Genomic DNA, 18,864 nt, shown 5'->3' with positions numbered 1-18,864 from the left:
GCATCTGAATCACTCGGCTGCCTCGGCCGCAGCATGCTCATCCAGCACCTGTTGCAGGTCCTTGCCAAAATCGAAGACACCCTGAAATTCACGGAAAGCCCAGCGGCCATAAGCCCCGAGATTGTTCACCCCCGGAATCCACTGGGTCTTCATGGTCTCAGATTTCAGCTTCACGTTTTCCGCCCGGTACCCCTTTACCTCACCTACCAGATACAGGGGATCATCTGCACCGCGGCCGTCGTCCATGACCACGATGAAATCGGGGAGATACGTTCGCGCGTTAGAGCCGTCCTTGTAGGGCACTTCCAGGTTCAGGCCCTGGTTCTTGACGTAGGACAGAACCTTGGGGTGATCCTCAACAACCCGGGCAAACTCCGCTTCCCAATCGCTGTCGAGCACCACATGGTTGATGTGGCACCTGCGCGCATCGGTGGTCCAGAGATCCTTGGTGGAATTGAAGGAAACATGCCGTGTTGAACCTTTCGGATTGTAGGGGTCCAATACTGCCTTGACGAGGTTCCTGTCGCCGATGGAACTGACTATGGCGTTGTAGATCCGCTCGGAGGCCTGGTCGGCAATGCTGCGATATTCCAGCATCCATTTGCCAGTTTCTCCCTTGCAGACGAGATATCCGCCATCGATCCACTGCCGGGAAATCTTCTTGAGCTGGCCAAAGAGATGGAGCTTCGGCTCCCCATTTTCGTCCCGGAAGTACTTCCGCATCAAATAGGCAGCAAGGTCGAAGGCGATGGTGCTTGGGCGCTTCGCCTTGGCATCAGCGACAGTAATGGTCACCCCTTCGCCGACAATACCTTCCAGACGTGTTTCCCCGGGGCCGACCATATCCGGTGTCAGGACAAGGCTGGAATCGTCTGTAAAGTTGGCGGTGAGGCGTTCCTCGGGGAGTTCGATCCGGTATCCAGCAACTCGAGGGAACTGGATCTCCAGATCAGCGCGCTCCTTCACAGCATGGACATGCGTGGTCTTTTTGGGCGCCTTCGGCGATGCCACGACAGGCTTGGCCGTAAAATCGAACGGGATGCCCATGATGTCGGAATATTCGACATCGAACAGGCCTTCCGAATTCAGATCGTACGAGTAACGGCGAAGACCGCGGCCAACGACCTGTTCGCAGAGCAACTGCGTACCAAAAGCACGCACGCCAAGAATATGGGTAACGGTGTTGGTATCCCAGCCTTCAGTCAACATGGAAACGGAAACCACGCAGCGCACTTTCTCGCCAAGCTTGTCCTTCTTGCCGACCGTATTCATCACTTCGCGGAGCAGATCGGAATCTGAAATGTCACCAACATCACCAGCGCCGGACCGTTGCGCCAATTCCCGCTTGAACTGCTCGATTTCCGCTTCCGCCATCTTGCGGAAGTCCTTGTCGAGCGCCTCACCCGATTCAAGCTGAGCACTATCGATCAGAAGCGTGTTGGGGCGTGGCAGGCGGTTGCCGTGCTCATCATAATTGCGGAAGAGTTCCAGAAACCCCTGATGCTCGAAGACACTGTCGCCGTCTTCGTTGACCCGTTCCCAGCCCGCAATCCATTCATAAACAAGCTTAGACGTAGCCGTGTTGTTGCAAACAACAATGAAAACCGGGGGAACCGTGATACCAGCCCGTTTCCAAGCATCGTCCGTTTCGACGTAGTGCTTGTAGAGAGCATTCAGAGCGGTCTTGAGCTTGTCCGGCAGGTCTTCCGGATCCGCATCCGCGCCGCCTGCGCCGCGCCCCTTTTTGGGCATTTCCTTGCCGATGTGGGTCCATAGATCTCGGAAGATTGGCACATCAGCTCCCGGGATATTATCGGCGACTGGAACACGCGGAAGCTTCACGATGCCGCATTCGATCGCGTCCATCAGAGAGAAGTCGCTGACCACCCAGGGAAACAACGTTCCTTCCGCATATCCTGAGCCAGCGAGGAAGAACGGTGTTGCAGACAAATCGTAGACGGCGCTCACGCCCAATTTTCGTTTGACTGCCTCCAGGCCATTGATCCAGAGCCGCGCGTATTCATTTTGCTGCTTGGCTTCTTTTTTTGCGTCACCTTTAAGGTCATCAAGATCGTCGTTCCCAGGCTTTTCGCGATAACAATGGTGGGCTTCATCGTTGATAACGACGACATTCTTGAATCCCATGAGGTCCTTCGCTACGCGGCGGACCATCTGCCCCTCAGTTTCCTTGGTTCGAACTTCCTCACCGCGCCCCTGCAACAAGGATCTCCCGACCTTATTGGTTTCCAGCGTCTCCTTGAGTTGGAAGGCGTGATAGTTGGTGATGACGATCTTGGCCTTGTTGATGTCATCCAACATGTCCGCAGGCACGATTTCCCGCGATTTGTAATAGCTTTCCGTGTCGCTGGGCAGGAGGACACGAAGTCTGTCCCTGATGGTTATCCCGGGGGCGACAATGAGAAATCCGCGTGTGAACAGCTTGCTGTTCGGATTCCGTACCGCATTGATCGTTTGCCAGGCGATCAGCATGGCCATTACGGTGGTCTTGCCTGCGCCAGTCGCCATCTTCATGGCAAGCCGAAGTAGCTCGGGATTGGCCTGCTCGTTAGCCCCAAGGATATGATCCCAGTACTTCTTGTAAGCTGGATTTTTCCGGGCGACTTCCATAAGCCAGATGACGGTTTCAACGGCCTCAACCTGACAGAAGAACGGCCGAATTCCCTGAAATTGATGGTGCCGCCAATGGTTCAGGAGACGCGCGGTTGGCGGCTCCACCTTCCAGTCGCGTTCGTTTGGAAGGTTCCGCCACGAGGCAACGTGCTGCCGTATCTCATTGATGATCGGCGACGGATTGTATTCCTGGGCTTCGGAAGAAGTCCCGGTATCATCCTCAAACGTCATCGTCTGCTGTTCAGCAGCTTTCCGTTGCCTTTTCTTCCTGGGCTTTGGAACAGGGGTCAGAAATTCAGAACGGCGGCGCCCATTTATCGGGGGCTGATCCAAAGGTTGCCCGTCCTCATCAAGTGCGTGATGAAGCATGGGTTCTTCATACGGAGAGTTGAGGATCGGTTGTTCGTAAAACGATGGCGTTGACATGCAAGACGAGACTCAATTTATTGAATATCAAGAGTTGCATGAGTCAACACGCTTGAGCAACTACCAATACAACTGTCGCGCAGCGAAGTATCAAAATTTTCAACACTCTGCTGCCATACTTCCCAAATCCTCTTTCGCTGTAAACTACAACCGTTGCGGCTCTCCAATGTCCCTTGTGGTCATGCCCCAAGACCGAATTGGCCAAACTCCTTCATCCCCAACCTCAACGGTGAAATGAAAGTCCTTTGGCAGACCTCGGTCGAATGCTAACAGCATGTCAGAAAACTGAGGTCGCGTGACATTCAGGGACATGTTCACCATGGGGATGCCATCTACTTCATGTAAGTAGCCAGCATCGCATTCAGCAGTCTTCATGACGGTTGGTGCAATAAGCATAATCGTAGCTGGCCAAAGAATATCGTCGCCTTCGCGTTTCACCGAGGCAGACAAGATGACGTATGAAAACTCTACTGATTGCCTGGGTGGTCCATCCTGAACTTCCTGCCCGAAGTGGACGGAGCCGATACCGACAATCTCACCCAGCCAGTTTCCAGCTAAAATTGTGCGACGAGATTGTTGTTTCTTCTTTCTGGAGGCTCTTTTTTCCATGTCAGCGATCCGCTCAATTGTAATTTTTTACAATTTCATCGATCTCGTTAACCTTTTGTCCGGATTAATCCGGAAAAACCGGTCCCGTCGAGTCGCAGGAGACCGGAATGAGCACGTCAAAAATACGCTATCTTCTTGATACATCTATAATAAGCGAATTCGCAAAGGACTCGTGCGAGCAGCACGCAGGCCTCCGAAATTGGTTAACTCGTGTTCCGGAACATACCCTGCACCTGCCGTACGGGGCCGCGCTGGAGATCCAGCGGGGCATCGTCCGATTGCACCGGACAAATCCTTCAAAAGCCCATCATCTGGATCTCTGGTTCGATGATTTGCAATCGAAACTCCCGTTCATTCCGATGACTCTCGAGGCTTCCCGGATACATGCCAAGATGACATCCGAGAGCGCGTTGAAAAACCTTTGGATCAACGATCCACGAACAAAGACCCCTGGACCCCGCCAGGCTCTGGCTATTGCTGCTTCGGCAATCGCTTCTGGATCGTGTTTGGTTACCCGGAACACGTCGACCTACGAACAGATCGATCGGCATTTCCCCCTCCCCGGTCTGATCAATCCGATCGACCACGAACCACCCACATCGTCTCTTTCAGCAACAACAATCCACTGACGAGAAAGGAAAACGAAATGACCCGCCATCACGCAATAAGTTCAGCCGAAATATCGAAGATAGAAGGGCTGATAATAGCCAGACATCACTGCTCTTTCTTCGATCCAGCAAGGCCAGGCAGCCCTGCTTCGGCACTCAGGCTCAATCAGCTGACATTACGGAAAACCCATCGTCATGACATTTCAACAACGTCACACTGCCACTTGTAATCTCGCCTTCAGCTCAGAAACCCTTACGGTCATTGCTCAAAACCTCACAGCATTAAAACCCAGCGGTAAAAACGCGGAGCTGGAACATTCCGAATTTCCGCTTGTAAGGGACTGGAGCAAGACGCTTGTCCCCTTCCCCGCGATCATCGGGTCGATTGACTCCAGGTCAATTCTCGAACCCGCCTTTGCATTCTCCGAAGATCATTCGATGGCCCTTCTTCCTGGCGGCTGGTTTCGGCTCGACGGCCACGTCGACATGCACCTTTCGTCAGGTCGGCGAATACGAGGCTGAAGTCCCAAGAACTGATCGCCGGGTTATGCCCGGTCCTCGACTTCGCTGATCATCGGCCCAAGACGGCCTCACAATCCCAGCATCAACATTGTCAACGTGCGGAAAACGCTCCCGCGCGGACAGGATGCGTTTGTCTATGAGAATGCAAATGAAACGTTCGAATCTTTCACCAAAGGCCCTTAACTCAGTCGGCACATTGGTTGCACGCATGGCTGTCCGCAAGGCACTTCGGCAATCTCCCGAGTATTGGTCCCGCTCCTCTTACATTATTGGTGCCAACATTCCCGATGACACTGATACAGACATCTATGAAGATGCTTTGGCAAAAGAATTAGGCTGGCAGGTGCCCGCCCGTTGGAAACCGGAAGACTTGCCGAACTTCCACTATTTTATCGATGATGACGGCAGTTCAAATTATCGCAGGAAAAGGCCGTTTGAGGCTTACTCACTGGCCAGGGATGTTGCTGACCACCAGCGCCTGATCGGCGTAGGCACCCCAAAACATCCAATGAGCTCACCCTTCGAAGGGATTGCGGAAGTAGTCTTAGGAATTCAACCTGAACCGGAACACATCGCTGCCGCGTTGTATCTGGCCCGAGGTTTTGTTGTCACCAAACAGCAAGCCAGCGAACTGCTTTCAGACAAACTCGTCAATCTGAACACCGCGTTTCGTGGTGACCGATCGTTTACTGCCGCGATCAATGTGCTTGAAGCTCTGAGGAACACCGAGGACACGGTTATCCATGCATCAACGAGCGGGAACCAAATCACTCCTTTGAGCGACATGGTTGGCTATGGGAAAGCCAAGTGTTGGGGATTGGAGCTGGCGCGCGATCTCAAAGACTGGAAACAAGCCAAAATTTCCTGGTCAGATGTAGACCGTGGCATCCTTTTGGTTGGCAAACCCGGAACCGGAAAAACTGTCTACGCCCGCTCGCTCGCAAAAACCTGCAATGCGCATTTTGTCGAGTGCTCGCTCTCAAAAATGCAGGGCCTGGGACACCTCGGCGACATGTTGAAGGGAATTGGTCGAGTTTTCCGAGAAGCGCGCAAAAACTCACCGACAATTTTGTTTATCGATGAATTCGATGACGTTGGAAATCGTGCGACACTTTCATCACACGCGCCCGAATATGCAACCAAAGTAATCACCGGGCTCTTGCAGTTGATGGACGGCACAGAAAACCGTGATGGAGTCGTCATTGTAGCCGCATGCAATTGGCTGGAGACCATTGACCCAGCTTTCCTGAGACCCGGGAGGCTGGAACGGATCATCGAAATCCCTCTACCAGATCAGCAGGCAAGGAAGACCATTTTCAGCCAACACGTGAATTCCGATCTCCCCGGGACTGTACTTAGGGAGGTTGGGCACCTGACTGACGGCTGGAGCGGCGCAGACCTGGAAAAGTTAGCGCGCGATTGCCGACGAGCAGCTAGGCGAACAGGCGGCACCCTGGAAGGAAGGCATGTTCTCGACATGCTTTCTGAGAAATTCGCAAATGTTCCTCCTTCAGAATTGGAACGATTTGCGGTGCACGAGACAGGGCACGTCGTGGCCGCCTACGCGTTCCAAGGTATCATTGCCACGGAAGTCGTTGTTCGGGACTGTTTTCAGACAGACAAGGACGAACAGTTCGAAAGTGGTGGTCACACGGCGTTTCCAGCCGATCAGTCTGGTTGCCGGGTCTTAAGCGACTATCAGGACAAAATCGCGGTCCTCCTTGCTGGATATGCGGCGGAAAGGCTCATCTTTGGTGAAGCGTCTGATAGTTCTGGATTGGTATCCGGATCGGATTTGGAACACGCAACGTTAGATGCGGCACGACTGATTGCGTCCTCCGGCCTGTCAGGAGAATTGGTTTTTAGATCTGAGCTGACCGTGTCCAAACTGAAAAGGCTGGTGCAGTCCGACACCCAATTCGCCAATGCCTGCGACCTCATTTTGAAGACACAGATGAGCCGAGTGCGGGATGTTTTGGAGCAAAACAAGAAACTGGTGCAAACAATCGCAGAGGATCTTCGAAATTTCGGCCGACTTGATCAAGACGACCTGATTGCCCGCTTAAAAGGGGAAACGCCAGGAAAAGCGCCATCCGTAGATTCAACACTATTAAAATGGAGCGGACAGTCTTGACCGGACATTACCCAAGTTTAGATCCCGCGGCCCATCACAGCTTCCCAATTCGGAATGTTTTTGTTAGACACCGGGCTCTCGATTTTCGGAGGTGCACTCGCCCTTTGAAGATCGAATTCGGCTTCACCCCCAGCTCTGGCTGGCAGGAAAAAAAGGAGGCAGCCGACCATGACATACTTGCAAATCAAATCGGCTCTCCGCGAAGCCGCTCAAGATCTCCCAATACAAAACGCCTGAGTTGAGCACACAGTAACTGTGCGCGGCATTTTGCGTGTCGCTCGCGTTCTAGAGCTCAAAATCGTTTTCGTGATGCCCTGACTGGTCATTGCGATTTTCGATGGGGTTTCGCGTCATCTGCTTCGCAACGTGATCGTTGTTGCAGCTGCCGCACCTCGCTGCCTCAAGTGTTTGGAATTTAACCCGCCTTTGCGCGGGAACGGGAGACCTGTGCCATGTGGAATGACATTGTTAAACGCCCATTGCCTGCCTGCGCAGTCGTCGTCGCAGAAGGCCAACTCGCCAGTCGAATATCCGCCGCATTCAGACCGGGAACGGTCCCTGACGGCAAGCAAGAAGGATTTCGACATGCGCAAGAAAGTAAAAATCGACTGCTCCATTCCCCGGTTCACTTTGCCGGACGAATGCCGACCAGGCTGGCTCAGGAACGCAGTAGTTACCCGTCCACGGGAGGGCAACGGCGAGACCGCCGAAAGGAGCTCACACATAACGGGCACTCGAGCGGTGACAAATCCTGGACACCGCCCGAGCCAAGCCGTGCATCAAGATCGTTCGCTCTGCGTTCGCTTTGGTCATATCGGGGCTCGGTTTGGGACCCCATTCGCAACAGGTTGTTCAACTACGAGAGCAAGCCTGAGTACGGGCTAACTCTCATCTCCTTGGCTGACAAGGAGACAGCTGAATACCACGAGCAACCACACGCCGTGGAGTTCCTTTGGCCCGATGGGCGCATTGGAAGGCACACATTTGATGCGCTTCGAGTGGACAAAAATGGGCTGCGCGTTGCCATCGACGTGAAGCTGAAAAATCGGGTCGTCAGCTCCGGAATTGAAGAGGTTCAGCAGCTGATCAAAGAGCAGGTCGGAACCGACTTCGCCGACGTTTATGTGATCCGGACTGAGGAGCACATTCACGAGGACGACGTGGCCGATGCCGAACTTGCCCTGCGCGCCCTTCAGTTCAGCTGCGCAACTTCAGACGCAGTGATCGCAGGGCTTATTGCCAGCCTCCACGGATTGTGCCGCGTACGCGATCTCGTTGCGGCGGCGGGTATGGGGGCAAACGGATACTACGCCGCGGTCAGACTGATCCGCGAGGGTGCGCTCGAAGTTCGAGATGACGCCCGGATCTCGTTTCAGTGTTTCGTCAGGCGCCCCCGCGCCTGACACCAAATTAGAAAGGACAAACAAATGAATATTTTTAATGGCGAACTTTACCGAACCTCCGTTCGCACGACGTTTGGGTTGCCAAAGAATTATGTCTTCGCAATCAACGACCCAGAGGAAGTTCTCTACAAGTACGAAGGCCAAAATAAAGAATGGGTATTTGCAAGGCCTATCGCAAATCCGGAATTGCTCCAGACGTTTGAGCACGACGAATTCCGACAGCTGATTGAGGGCGGCAAACTCAACCCCGTCTCCGGGAAAACCGCGCGCAAAACCAACCGCGTCTCTCCCGTTTTCCGGAGTTTCTTTCGTCGATTGATCTTCCCGACGATGAAAGGGAAGAACTCGACTTCTATTGGCTTCTCTGCCGACACATCACTCAGATGCATGCTGACGGCGAAACCAGCCTTACGGACCGCGCGCTCGAGGGTGCAATCCGGAAAGTAATGTCACGACTGGTCTTTGGGGTGGGCGACGAAGAAGAAACCTATGGACGCGGTCGCAACCAAACCAAAACTAAGGAGCCCCGCGACAGGAAAATTCTGGCGCGAAAGAAGAAATCCAGCTTCAAAGTGCCTTCACCGTCAACAGTGCGACGTTGGATCCGCCTCCTTGAACAAAACGAGTGGAACGTGCTCGCGTTGCGGGATCACCGTAAAGGGCGTGTCGGTTTTCGGGCGCCCAAGATCACCAATCCCCAATCCGCTTCATTGATGAATGACTGGGTACGCGAGTACCTTGATCGGAGCCGACCCACCATCGCTATTGTCTACCAGCTCATGGTGGGTTCCAGGACGCTGGAAGAGGAAAACAAACAGCGCGATTACCAAGGTAAAGTGCAGCTGCAAGCCAAAGAATGCCCTTCTTTTGCAGCCGTCAATGCTCAACGTGCCAAAGACGGCTTGCCCCCTTGCCAGTCCCTTCCAAGAGCACGTTTGAGCGCGCAATTCGGAAACTCGACAAATTTGAGATTGATTACGCCCGTAAAGGCCCTGCCTACGCTCGCCGCAAGTACCGAGTGGGAGGGCGCTCTGTATCGGCTCGCTATCCGGGTCAACGCGTAGTCGTGGACTGCTGGAGCACCCAACTCATGACGCTGAAACTCCCTCATGAATTCTGGGTGGGGATGGACGATAAGCTGATTGATAAGGTCGGCAAGCTTCGTTTGACACTCTGCGTGGCTATCGATGAGGCAACTAAGGTCGTTCTTGGCGCAAAGATGTCGGTGAACGCGAGTGCACAAGTCGCACTAAACACTCTAGAGCTGGTCTGCCGCGACAAAACGGAAATTTCCCAGGCAGCAGGTTGCGAACGCGCATGGAATCACACTTGTACGCCTACAACGGTGGCAACAGATTCCGGCTCTGAATTCATCAACGAACGCTTCCGCTGCGCTGTTGGTGACATTAATTCCGGCAACGAAATCGGCCCGGCAGGTCATCCGGATGCACGAGGTGTCATTGAACGGTTTTTCCGTACCCTCGACAGCCAATTCATGCAGTTCTTTCAGGGGCGCACGTTCTCCGACATTTCAGACAAGGGTGACTATGACCCTGGCGCTGTTGCGAATGTCCTTGTGGAGACCCTTAGTCGACAATTGGTGCAATACATCGTCGATATCTATCACAACACTGGGCATGGTGGCCTTGGCAATCAAACGCCAAACGACGCCTGGAACGAACGTTCCGAGATTGACCTTGTGTTACCCCTCCTCCGGCTGAGGTCGTGGGCACGGTATTCGGCTTTGCAGACAACAGGCGGATTCAGAATCGTGGTGTTCGTTTCCTTGGCTTGTTTTATCGATCCGAGGAGCTTGCAAAGCTGCGCAGAAAAATCGACCAGAAGGACATTCGGATGCGGGCCGATCTCGAAAACATCGGGACGATCTGGGTATCAGAGAATAATCCAGGAGCTAAATGGTTTGCTCTGAATTGTGACATCGACATGGAGGGTGTTCCGGCAGCCATTTGGATGGAAGCACTGGCGCTTTTGAAGAGACACCACGCTGACGCGACCAAATTCAGCAAGCATATTGTTGTCGGCGCTCTAAATCGCGTGCGAGAAACCGGACGTTTGTCCGCGGCCGCCCAAGGCATTGGTCCCTCGACGGTTTCTGATGAGGAAATCAAGAATTACGAACAAAAGCAGACTGAGCAGTTCAACTACACCGTCGCCGAGGAACGAGGCCAAACGTTTGAAGGCATGGTAGCTCCAACATTACCAGAAGATCACGACGAAAAGCACGAGTCGGAGCTGCCGGAATCCACTCCCGAACAATCAATGGGGAGTGATGAAACCCCCTCAACCCAACCACCCTCGACCAAACGGCGGCGGCGAGCCCTGGGTGCTGACTTTTTGAGAAAGGATCAAAAATGAAAATGATGAAAAGTTCACTGGCGGCAAGCAAGTCTGCCGCATTCATTGACCGCATTCTTGCCAACCAAAGTGACGAGCGTTGTGCGGCTAACGAAGCATTGGCTGACGTGCTTGATGCTTACCTCCCAACGGCCTACGAGGCACAGCTCGACGAGCAGATCAACTGGCTTTTCGATTCAATGCTGCGGGAACTTGGTGGTCAGCCCGGTGTGGCCGCCCCTAAAACCCAGATCCGTGGTGGTCGTGCCCTGCTGGTTACCGGAAAGGCTGGAGCAGGCAAGAGCCGTGCTCTGACGCATGCCTTTACAAACAGGCCCGAATTTGAAGGCTTCGGGAAGGAAGGAGAATGGTGCCCTTTGCTTTCGGTCGTTGCACCTTCTCCTTTTACTCTTGGTGCGCTCGGAAACGTAATCGTCAGGGCGCTAGGCTATGTCGGAGACCGGGAAATCAAGCACAGCCAGGTATGGCCCATGGTGCTTGAGCTCATGGCAGAAAGCGGGATCCGTATTCTCCATATCGACGAAGCGCAGCATGGCGACGAAATTGCCAACGACACCATGGCGCAAGAGATCGAAAATACCTTCAAGCGAATGATGCAAGAGGTCGATTGGCCTGTATGGCTGATCCTGTCCGGTCTGCCCAACCTTGCACGATTTTGCCAGGACGACGCATCCATGAGGCGCCGTGTCCGCGTTCTTAATTTCGAACCGCTGTCTTTCGCGCATCACGCCGCAGCGGTACTCGATACGATGAAAACGTTGGTCGACCTCTGCAAGCCAGTCGAATGCAGCAACCTCACGAGCGAAGCGTTTGCACACCGTCTCTTACACGCAGGAACATACCAATTCGGCATCATCGTGGAATACATCCAGGACGCGATCGCAGAATGTCTCGCGGTGGAAGGTGGAGGCGAACTCACCATTGGGCACTTCGCGGATGTCTATACCATCCGAACCGGAGTTTCAGACGATGAGCTGAACCCGTTTCTTGCATCAGACTGGACGGCTATCCCCGTTGAGGTCGCTCTTTATGAGGATGAGCTGGACAACAGCGGCAATCCAATCGGGGTCACCAAACCGAAAAAGCGGCACACGAAAGGAGCATGAACTTGAATCTGTCTCTCACATTGGAAGTCGGTGAAAACGAAACACCACCGGACTTCACCTCAAGGCTCGCCACGAGGGTCTTCAGAAACGACTTGCGTGAATTTTGCCGAGATTTCAGCATCGATCCGCAAGGTGTCATCGACGGCAGCGCTGAAGCTGTCGGCGCTCTTTCAAAATTGGCCGGCGTAAGTTCCAGGCCCCTTTTGAGGGAGGCGTTTACTTGTGCGGATCACAAACGGCGGTTCCGTCACAAGGGGCAAGATTTGCGAAGAGAGAGCCTCACACGGAACCGCATCCGAATGTGCCCCGCATGCATGGCGGAGGACATCGATCGACTTGATTGTCGCATTCACGCCCGCCCACATCGACGCAGCATGTGGCTAATTCGAGGGGTACGGACCTGCGACCGGCACGGTATGGCCCTGACGGAGATCGGTAAACTCAACGAAACCTCAAATCTGCATGACACTTCACGGGTAATTGCCAACGCAGTGCCTCTTCTACAGTCGCTTCAAGACACGGCAGTGCTTCGTCCACCGTCAAAATTCGAACTGTACATTGCAGCTCGGTTGGCTGGAAAGGAAACGGGTTCCTGGCTCGATACCTTACCCCTCTATGCCGCCCTGCAACTTGCATTTGTAACAGGCGCTGTTGCGATTTACGGCCCTCGTGTGTTTCTTGAGCAACTAAGCGATGAAGAGGCTTGGAAATGTGAAGCTGAAGGTTTTGCAATTGTCGATACGGGCGACGTAGGTATCAGAGCCTTGCTTGACGAACTCCAGGCAAACTTCAAGGACAAACGCTCCACTCAAGGTCTTCGGACCATGTATGGACGTCTGTATGAATGGCTCGCTCATTGGTCCAAAGACGAGGTCTTGGATCCGGTTCGAGAGATTATTACAGAGCACGCCATGGACACGCTTCCGCTCGGACCTGGAAAAGTGCTTTTTGGCAAGGAACTCCCAGAAAGACGCATGCACTCGGCGTATTCCGCATCCAATGAGTTCGGCCTCCATCCCAAACGCATGCGCCGAGTTTTGAAGCAGGCCAATATCACTCAGCCGAGCGCTGAAAATCCTGCCGACAATAAGGTCACATTCGCAAGCGTAGAAGCCAATGCCTTCTTGTCAGACCTTTCAAAGTCCATGAGCTTGGTCAGGGCTCGTGAATACCTCAATGTGCCGCGTCCACATGATCGCGGATTGCTTGAAAGAGGCCTCATCAAACCAATCGTAGCCGGAGGAACGCGCAAGGGTGCGCATGCGTTCCTCAAAAGCGATCTCGACGAGCTGTTGGCGATGCTCATGCGGGACGCGGATACTGGGCTGCAAAACGAGCCGAATATGGTTCCGTTCACGAAAGCCGCCAAACGCTCGTGTTGTGCGGTCATGGACATCGTTGAGCTGGTTCTCGCAGGCAAGCTTGCACGGGTCAGTCGTGATCCCCGCAAAGAAGGCTTCGCTTCGATTCTGGTTGACACCGTAGAGGTTCGAACGCTGGTAGCTGGGCCCAACCAAGATGGCCACAGCCTGAGAGAAGTCGAACGACTTCTGCCCGCCAGCACGAAGGCGGTGAAGGCACTTGTCAAACATGGTTTCTTGAAAGTCGAGACCATTCAGAATCCGGTCACAAAATGGATGCAGCCGATCGTTCGAAACGACGAAATCAGGCGTTTCAAAAACGAATATGTTTCGCTGTTCGCCCTATCTCAAGAAACGGGAGAGCATCATCGCAATGTTAAGAGAGGACTGGTGGAGGCTGGAGTTCAACCCGTCGCTGATCCGGACGTCATCTTTCAATCGCTCTACCGGAGGTCCGAACTTCCCTAAGCCAATCCATCAACTGCTCGATGTTTCATCGCCCCCGGCCTTCTGGTCCGGGGTTTTCTTTTGTCTGCCATCATTCCAGAACCAGACACCAGCATTCTGAGCAGTCTTTGTGCGCGCAACTCATGAGCACCCGTGACGCGTCAATTTTTAACCCATTGAATAAATGACGTTTTTTGAATGGTCTGAGCGAGAATTAATGACGCGTCAGGCCCAGGCCGGTTTTACCACTGGCCAAGCGCGGCTCCCGGCGCCCAGACGAAGGAACCCGCCCATCGGAGACGATTGGGCGGGTTTTACTATATCCGAGGGTGTTGATGACGGTTCTGGAGCCGAGGGCGGACTGGCAGAAAGAACCCAATTTGCCTTTTTTGTCGTGCATCCTGATCAGGGCGCAGCCGAATTTCGTCATGACAACCTTGCAACCGCCCAGTCCCGTACGCAAATGCATCACATGTTACGCACTCTAGCAAAGACATTGCTTGTCACCTTTGGGATCGACAGTGCGCATGCAGATGACTTTGAAAGCTTGTCCAGGCAGGCCGCATCGGAAGCGCCGCGCTATGCTCTGGGTGTGGGCTACGCGAAAACTGGCGAGCCACCAGTCACGATGACCTTTGGTCCCATTCACAAAGACACCAGTAGACCTGTGGCTGCTGATGCCCAGTGGCATATCGGATCGATCACGAAATCCTTCACCGCCGCCCTGGTAATGCGGTTCGTGGATCGCCAAATCCTCTCGCTTGACGAACCAATCGAGGCCTATCTGCCGACAGATAAGGGGCAAATGCATGCGCATTGGAGAGGACTCACCCTTCGGCAACTGCTGTCGCACACATCCGGCTTGCAGGCAAATGCGCCGATGGCAGACTTTACCAAGCGATCAGATGAGAACCTCCACAGCCTGAGACGGGCTGTCCTTGCTCCCTTATGGACCAGTCCGCTTCCCAATCCATCGGATGCGTATCTTTATTCCAATCTTGGATACGTGCTCGCAGGCTTCATCGTGGAAGAAGTGAGCGGACGATCGTGGGAAGAGCTTGTGCTGGAGGAATTGGCGTCACCACTCGGTCTCAAGTCGCTTGGGTTTGGGGCTCCTTCCGAAGAAGGCGCACCCTGGGGACATCGCGATCTTTTTCTGTTCAAGCGCAAGATCTCGCCACAGGGGGAGATAACGGACAATCCTCCATGGCTTGGTCCTGCAGGAACAATCCACCTGAACCTGAAGGATCTGCTACGTTGGGGCCAAGCCCAAATCGCGGCGTGCAAAGGAGAACCCAACAGCCTCTTGACCGCCGCAAGTTGCCAGGAAATGCGGAAGGTCGTGGCGGAAAACTACAGTCTCGGTTGGGTCATTGGGACCGACAAAGAAACACCATACATCTGGCACAACGGCTCAAATTCAATGTGGTATGCCAAACTGGTTATCCTTACAGAACACGATCTTGTTCTGGTGGCAGCAACAAACGTCTTTGATGCCAAGGGAATAGATGAACTTGTCGACAAGTTGAGGTTGACCAACCCGGTAACAGACCAATCAGATTAGTGAATTTGCAATTCGCCTTGATTAGATAGAGCTGTCCGACAGCGACTATCTGAAGCGTTTCCAGCTCAACCCCGATGCGTGTTTTCCATCATGTAATCAAGATACGCGTCGTTTGCTTGGTCAATTTCGATCGAGAGTATGCTCGGCGCTTCATATGGATGAATGCGGCAGATCGCGTCGGCGACTCTTGGAAAGAGATCTTTTCTCGACTTCAGCAGCAGCGGTATTTCCCGTGCGGTTATGATTTCTCCTTTCCAAACATATCGGCTGGTGATCGCGGCATAGCGGTTCGCAGCGCCAATCAGGCGCCGCTCAAGAAGCTGTTCCGCAATTTCGTCCGCGAGGTCTTCCGAAGGACAGTTAACCCAAATCTTGATTATCATTGTAGCTGCTCCAATGCTTCCAACCCACAATGGCAGCCTAACAGCCGCCTATTTTAGCGATCAAAAGAGAACTGGCACTTTACTGGAGGACCCAATGTTTGATCATGTCGAGTACACTGTTGGCGATTTCTCAGCGGCCCACCGGTTCTATGTTCCAATTTTCGAAGCAATCGGTGCGCATGTGGCCTTCCTCGACGAGGAGATCGGCGAACTTGGAATAGAAAGTGAAGGTATCGTTCGTTTTTTGATTACTAAGGGCGCGCCGACTCAACCCAAAATTCATATTTGTTTCAGAGCGCCGGATAAAGAAGCCGTTCAGAAAGCCTATGACGGCGCAATTGCCGCGGGCGGCATCTGTAACGGTAAGCCCGGCTATCGGGACCACTATGCACCTGGCTACTACGCCGCGTTTGTGTTTGACCCAGATGGGCACAATGTTGAAGTTCTCTTTCGAGAGGCTTTACCCATAGCATCGTAACGGACAATCGCGACGTCTGGGACATTGTTGAAGATATTTTCTACGAAGGTTTCCTGGAAGCATTCGTGCGCTATCTCGAACGGGTGAAACACTGCTGATCGAGGATCCGATCACGATGAAGGTCGAGTAAGACGGTATCATCGTTGAAGCGGGCGTTTGCATCATTTGCATCATTTGCAGCAAACAGCCACTCTGATCCCAAAGTTCCAAGTGTTGTGCTTTGCACCTATACTGGCATTTCAGATGCTTCAGCCAGCCAGCATTAGTTTTACAGTCGCAAAATGGCCCGGCGCTGCGTTTGACGTCGCGCAGAGCGTAATGCGTGATCTTGCTGCTAGCCGCATACGTCGAAGATCAATGACATAGGGAAACCTCTCTTCTTTGTGCCATCTTATGAGATCACTCGGGCACCAACCAACTCCAGTTTGTACCAAGTATTCATCATCATGGATCAATGCATTGCAGAATCGAAGTGCGGTGTCTTTGTATAAGCCTGACTTGGCGACCTTGTGCGTGAAAAGGAGGACGCTTGCCCGACGTAACCATCTGTCATTGCCGGTATCCCTAGCGGTTCAACGACGAGAGAATTGAGCGAGAAACCAGGTTCAGGCAGCAACAGATAGCTTTAGTCCTGCGGCAGGCCTTTGGTGGACTGAGCGTTGAAGAATTCTGCTGTAAGGTCGACTTCTTACAGCAGACCCAAGACCGTTGGTGCGGTCGTCTTCCGCATCTCACTTACACTTTAGCGTCGCGCGAGCGTGTGCAGGCCGGCCCGTACCCTGTCTTAGTTCGCCTCGGCTGCACGGTGGCTGTTCGTCCAGTCAAGGCAGGAACGCAGAAGCTGAAGGTATTGCTTCGGCGTGTAGCTTTCGTGAGTCGCGCCGGGATAGCCGACAAGATGGGCCTCGGCACCTGCGCGTTTGAGCGCGCGGTAGAACTCCTCAAGCTGAGTATAGGGCACGTTGTCGTCCAAAAGCCCGCCCTGGATCAGGATCGGGGTTGTCACGTTCTTGACATGAAAGATCGGCGAGCGTTCGATGAACATCTGCAGGTTGTCGATAAAACTGCCGCCCAGATACCAGCTGGTCTGGAAAAAGCCGTTGGTGCCTTCGAGGCTGATATAATCCGTCTCTCCCGCGATCGAGCAGGCGGATTTGAAGCGTTCGGTCTTGGTCACGATCCAGTTCGTCAGGGTACCACCATTGCTCTGCCCGACCACAAACAGCTGATCGGGATCGGCTATGCCCAGATCGACGACATGGTCGAGCCCGGTCATAATATCCTCGTAGTCTGGACCGCCGAAATTGCCGATCAAATCCTCGCGGAACGCGCGCCCATAGCCGAGGGTACCGCGATAGTTCACCCGAAGCACGACGTAGCCCGCCGCAGTGTAATTCGCAGTAGCGAAGTACTTAATCACAGGCAGATATTCGTTGAAATCGACCGCATTCGGCCCGCCGTGGATCTGCACGACCATCGGGTAACTCTGCCCCTCTTGGTAGTCCGGCGGATAGCTCAGGATGGCCTCAACCTCGGTGCCGTCCAGCGATGTCCACTGAATAAGTTCCGATGTCCCAAGCGGCACCTCCAGATAGGGATCGTTGGCAGTGCTGATTTTTTCCGGCGAGAAATCATCCACGTCGCTGAGATAGATCGCGGGTGGCGTGCTAGAGGTTTGGCCGATATAGGCCAGTTGGGTATTGTCCGGGCTGACATGGATGTAGGGCGACGTAAGATATGTGTTCAGGCCAGGGGCATCGATGTCCTCGGGCGCGCCAAAGATCTTGGTGAAGTCGCTGCCATCAATGGGCATCTCATAGAAGGAATAGCTCACCCGGTCGTTTTCGAGGTAGTAGACACTCTGACTGTCCGCTGCCCATTGCCAGATGAAAGGCAGCCGATTTTTGGTCCGTGCCAGCTCGACCAGATCACCGCCTTCGACGGGCAAGAGTTTGATGTCCCAGAGGAAGGACCACATAAACTCGCCCGGCGCGTTCAGGAAGGCGATGTATTTACCGTCCGGGGACCAGCGCGGGAAGTATTGCCAATGATCGTTGTCCAGCGCCATCGGAGTCACGGTTTGTGTCGCGACCTCGGTGATGGAGAGGCGCGCTTCAGTCATGTAGTCTAGCCCGGGGCGTTCTTGATGGGCAAAGACTATGGCCGAGCCATCCGGCGCCCAATCATAGGTCCAGTTGCCCGTCCAGCCGCTGATGGAGAAGTCGGCATCTGGGGTCAGATTTATCGCAGCGCCGTCCGGAGCACCATCGGAGAGGCGCACCATCCAAAGCTGGTTCTTGGCATAGTCGTCAGCATTGTTCAACGGCGGCGGCACATAGCTGGGATCTTCTATGACGAAGGCGATGGCATTGCCGTCAGGTGCCCATTTGAAGCTCTGTACATCAGTCGTCTGGTCGGTGAGAGCCTGCCCGGTGCCGCCCTCTGCTGGGATGACCCATATGTTGCTGACCCCGGAGGCCGAGGACAGATAGGCAACCAGGGCCCCATCGGGCGACCATTGCGGCCAAGAGTTATCCGGCGACGCAGGCAAAAGCGTTCGGACGGAGGCGCCGTTCAGATCGGAGATCACATATTCGGTCAGATACTGGTCGTTATCGAGGTCGATGCTCTGGATTCCGAAGAGCAGTCCGGTACCGTCGGGGGTGAAGGAGACATCCGACAGGTGCTTGACCGTGAGACTACGCTCTGGCGTCCAGCCCTCCTGCGCCAGTACTGGCAACGTCAGAAACCAACCGGCAAGCACTCCCAGACCAATATGTTTCAATTTAGCCATAAGATGTTTCCCGTGCGCAATT

General features: G+C 53.8%; 14 protein-coding genes and 2 pseudogenes. 11 read left to right on the top strand and 5 right to left on the bottom strand.

The genetic code is table 11. The features are described 5' to 3' along the window. Window positions 1-9: 9 nt before the first annotated feature. On the bottom strand, window positions 10-3,057 hold the full coding sequence (locus tag ACZ1HV_RS00765; RefSeq protein ID WP_472717024.1) for a BPTD_3080 family restriction endonuclease: 3,048 nt from the start codon (window positions 3,055-3,057) through the stop codon (window positions 10-12). 144 nt (window positions 3,058-3,201) lie between these two features. After that, entirely contained in the window at window positions 3,202-3,666 is a 465-nt protein-coding gene (locus ACZ1HV_RS00760) for a hypothetical protein (protein ID WP_472717023.1), read from the bottom strand. Window positions 3,667-3,773: 107 nt separating this feature from the next. On the opposite strand from ACZ1HV_RS00760, the gene ACZ1HV_RS00755 reads away from it, so the two are divergent. The 10 genes and pseudogenes from ACZ1HV_RS00755 to ACZ1HV_RS00710 all read left to right on the top strand — a co-directional run bounded on the left by ACZ1HV_RS00755 (window position 3,774) and on the right by ACZ1HV_RS00710 (window position 15,187). Further along, entirely contained in the window at window positions 3,774-4,295 is a 522-nt protein-coding gene (locus ACZ1HV_RS00755; protein WP_472717022.1) for a PIN domain-containing protein, read from the top strand. A 174-nt stretch (window positions 4,296-4,469) separates the two neighbouring features. Next, window positions 4,470-4,796 (top strand): hypothetical protein, encoded by a 327-nt coding sequence (locus tag ACZ1HV_RS00750; protein WP_472717021.1) that lies wholly within the window; start codon window positions 4,470-4,472, stop codon window positions 4,794-4,796. Between the two features lie 148 nt (window positions 4,797-4,944). After that, window positions 4,945-6,930 (top strand): AAA family ATPase, encoded by a 1,986-nt coding sequence (locus tag ACZ1HV_RS00745; RefSeq protein WP_472717020.1) that lies wholly within the window; start codon window positions 4,945-4,947, stop codon window positions 6,928-6,930. Between the two features lie 452 nt (window positions 6,931-7,382). Then, window positions 7,383-8,333 carry a hypothetical protein gene (locus ACZ1HV_RS00740; protein WP_472717019.1) on the top strand — a complete coding sequence of 317 codons (951 nt, stop codon included), beginning with the start codon at window positions 7,383-7,385 and terminating at the stop codon, window positions 8,331-8,333. Between the two features lie 446 nt (window positions 8,334-8,779). Continuing rightward, window positions 8,780-9,397: a hypothetical protein gene (locus ACZ1HV_RS00735; RefSeq protein ID WP_472717018.1), complete on the top strand. Its 618-nt coding sequence runs from the start codon at window positions 8,780-8,782 to the stop codon at window positions 9,395-9,397. Between the two features lie 661 nt (window positions 9,398-10,058). Then, a pseudogene (locus tag ACZ1HV_RS00730) lies at window positions 10,059-10,175 on the top strand (Mu transposase C-terminal domain-containing protein); the annotation flags it as partial. Between the two features lie 12 nt (window positions 10,176-10,187). Further along, window positions 10,188-10,709, top strand: coding sequence for a hypothetical protein (locus ACZ1HV_RS00725; protein ID WP_472718512.1), 522 nt, complete (start codon window positions 10,188-10,190; stop codon window positions 10,707-10,709). Beyond that, window positions 10,706-11,815 (top strand): ATP-binding protein, encoded by a 1,110-nt coding sequence (locus ACZ1HV_RS00720; protein WP_472717017.1) that lies wholly within the window; start codon window positions 10,706-10,708, stop codon window positions 11,813-11,815. The genes ACZ1HV_RS00725 and ACZ1HV_RS00720 overlap by 4 nt, the downstream gene beginning before the upstream one ends. Continuing rightward, window positions 11,812-13,644 (top strand): TniQ family protein, encoded by a 1,833-nt coding sequence (locus ACZ1HV_RS00715; protein ID WP_472717016.1) that lies wholly within the window; start codon window positions 11,812-11,814, stop codon window positions 13,642-13,644. The genes ACZ1HV_RS00720 and ACZ1HV_RS00715 overlap by 4 nt, the downstream gene beginning before the upstream one ends. Window positions 13,645-13,840: 196 nt before the next feature. Next, on the top strand, window positions 13,841-15,187 hold the full coding sequence (locus ACZ1HV_RS00710) for a serine hydrolase domain-containing protein (protein ID WP_472717015.1): 1,347 nt from the start codon (window positions 13,841-13,843) through the stop codon (window positions 15,185-15,187). A 65-nt stretch (window positions 15,188-15,252) separates the two neighbouring features. Here ACZ1HV_RS00710 and cutA read toward each other — a convergent pair whose 3' ends face one another. Then, the gene (gene cutA / locus ACZ1HV_RS00705) at window positions 15,253-15,570 is read right to left on the bottom strand and encodes a divalent-cation tolerance protein CutA (RefSeq protein WP_472717014.1); all 318 of its coding nucleotides are present in this window, start codon (window positions 15,568-15,570) and stop codon (window positions 15,253-15,255) included. Window positions 15,571-15,664: 94 nt separating this feature from the next. Between cutA and ACZ1HV_RS00700 the strand changes: the two genes are divergently transcribed. Further along, window positions 15,665-16,048, top strand: a complete 384-nt coding sequence (locus ACZ1HV_RS00700; protein WP_472717013.1) for a VOC family protein — start codon at window positions 15,665-15,667, stop codon at window positions 16,046-16,048. Between the two features lie 248 nt (window positions 16,049-16,296). Here the strand turns inward: ACZ1HV_RS00700 and ACZ1HV_RS00695 are convergent. Continuing rightward, window positions 16,297-16,590, bottom strand: a pseudogene (locus ACZ1HV_RS00695) (DNA alkylation repair protein); the annotation flags it as partial. Between the two features lie 242 nt (window positions 16,591-16,832). Next, window positions 16,833-18,842: a S9 family peptidase gene (locus ACZ1HV_RS00690; protein WP_472717012.1), complete on the bottom strand. Its 2,010-nt coding sequence runs from the start codon at window positions 18,840-18,842 to the stop codon at window positions 16,833-16,835. Window positions 18,843-18,864 lie beyond the last annotated feature (22 nt).

This window comes from Roseibium sp. JB4-4 (genome assembly GCF_055693425.1).
This window is presented reverse-complemented; position numbering and strand designations above follow the sequence as displayed.

Bases quoted from the DNA above. Each gene is read 5' to 3' on its own strand.
- ACZ1HV_RS00765 (WP_472717024.1), bottom strand. From the start codon at position 3,057: ATGTCAACGCCATCGTTTTACGAACAACCGATCCTCAACTCTCCGTAT.
- ACZ1HV_RS00760 (WP_472717023.1), bottom strand. From the start codon at position 3,666: ATGGAAAAAAGAGCCTCCAGAAAGAAGAAACAACAATCTCGTCGCACA.
- ACZ1HV_RS00755 (WP_472717022.1), top strand. From the start codon at position 3,774: ATGAGCACGTCAAAAATACGCTATCTTCTTGATACATCTATAATAAGC.
- ACZ1HV_RS00750 (WP_472717021.1), top strand. From the start codon at position 4,470: ATGACATTTCAACAACGTCACACTGCCACTTGTAATCTCGCCTTCAGC.
- ACZ1HV_RS00745 (WP_472717020.1), top strand. From the start codon at position 4,945: ATGAAACGTTCGAATCTTTCACCAAAGGCCCTTAACTCAGTCGGCACA.
- ACZ1HV_RS00740 (WP_472717019.1), top strand. From the start codon at position 7,383: ATGTGGAATGACATTGTTAAACGCCCATTGCCTGCCTGCGCAGTCGTC.
- ACZ1HV_RS00735 (WP_472717018.1), top strand. From the start codon at position 8,780: ATGTCACGACTGGTCTTTGGGGTGGGCGACGAAGAAGAAACCTATGGA.
- ACZ1HV_RS00725 (WP_472718512.1), top strand. From the start codon at position 10,188: ATGCGGGCCGATCTCGAAAACATCGGGACGATCTGGGTATCAGAGAAT.
- ACZ1HV_RS00720 (WP_472717017.1), top strand. From the start codon at position 10,706: ATGAAAATGATGAAAAGTTCACTGGCGGCAAGCAAGTCTGCCGCATTC.
- ACZ1HV_RS00715 (WP_472717016.1), top strand. From the start codon at position 11,812: ATGAACTTGAATCTGTCTCTCACATTGGAAGTCGGTGAAAACGAAACA.
- ACZ1HV_RS00710 (WP_472717015.1), top strand. From the start codon at position 13,841: ATGACGCGTCAGGCCCAGGCCGGTTTTACCACTGGCCAAGCGCGGCTC.
- cutA (WP_472717014.1), bottom strand. From the start codon at position 15,570: ATGATAATCAAGATTTGGGTTAACTGTCCTTCGGAAGACCTCGCGGAC.
- ACZ1HV_RS00700 (WP_472717013.1), top strand. From the start codon at position 15,665: ATGTTTGATCATGTCGAGTACACTGTTGGCGATTTCTCAGCGGCCCAC.
- ACZ1HV_RS00690 (WP_472717012.1), bottom strand. From the start codon at position 18,842: ATGGCTAAATTGAAACATATTGGTCTGGGAGTGCTTGCCGGTTGGTTT.